The organism is Rhizobium sp. 01T444, from assembly GCF_056398305.1.
The window spans coordinates 1-966 of sequence record NZ_JBFTPD010000107.1; the positions used below are offsets into that span (position 1 = coordinate 1).

Consider the following 966-nt stretch of genomic DNA (forward strand, 5'->3'; position numbering starts at 1 on the left):
GGCTATGGCTGGCCCACCAACGGCGACGGGGGCTTCTACCTCGGCCCCAATGGGCTCCTGCTCGGCAACTACAACACCGGGCAGTACTTCCAAGTCGACCGCGGCGGCAATCTGTACGCGCCAGGCTTCTACGTGCAGAACGGGGTCATGACCGTCTACGCCGCGAACATCATCGGCACGGCGCAGATCCAGGGCGGCGCCGTGACCACGATGGCTTGGGCACGTGGTGTCCAGCTCGCGCAAGTCGGAATCTCGGTGCCAGCTGGCGAAGTTCACTACGTCCATTGCACGGCTTCCTGGCAGGCCCGCCAAGGCTTTCCGAACCAGTACATCGGGCCATCGGTGTTCACCCTCACGGGTGTCCCGGACCAGAGCGTCATCCCGACGACGTACACGCAGGACGGCAACGGCGGCGATTCTGGCGGATTCGGCCCGACGACATGGACCGTACCACCCGTGACGATGACCTCGCTCCTGGCGCTCGGGCCCGGCTACTACATCGTCACGGCCAACACCAACAGCGGTTGTGACGCCACCCTCGTGTGCAGCATTGCCCGGAGGCCTTGACATGGAATTCACGATTCTCGACGAGTGGGGCCGGGTCATGATGACCGGCATCACGCAGCACTTGGACATCCCGCTCGCGCCTGGGCAGCGTGTCATCGAGGAGCAGGCGCCGCTCGACACCTACCGCTCCGGCGAGTCCTGGGTGAAGATCCCGGCCCAGCCGAGCCCCGTGCATGAGTACGACTGGTCGATCCATGCCTGGGTCGATCGCCGCTCCCTCGCCGTGCTCCAGGCCGAGAAGTGGGAGGAAATCAAGGCCGCTCGCACGCGCTTCATCGCCGCTGGGGTGGTGGTGGGCGCCCTCGGTCGCTTCGACGCCGATCCCAGCGCGGCCGTCAACATCACCGGGACCTACGCCGCGCTCGATGCCCTGCCCGAGGACTGGACCGTAGTCTGGAC

2 protein-coding genes are annotated in these 966 nt (G+C 66.1%); both read left to right on the forward strand.

Features of this window, described 5'->3' with window-relative positions; all coding sequences use genetic code 11:
• A partial coding sequence (locus tag AC1DTN_RS37355; protein ID WP_477925138.1) for a hypothetical protein occupies nt 1-567 on the forward strand: 567 nt, incomplete at its 5' end.
• Between the two features lies 1 nt (nt 568).
• Nucleotides 569-966 (forward strand): DUF4376 domain-containing protein (locus tag AC1DTN_RS37360; RefSeq protein WP_477925140.1); only part of this gene is annotated, 398 nt, incomplete at its 3' end.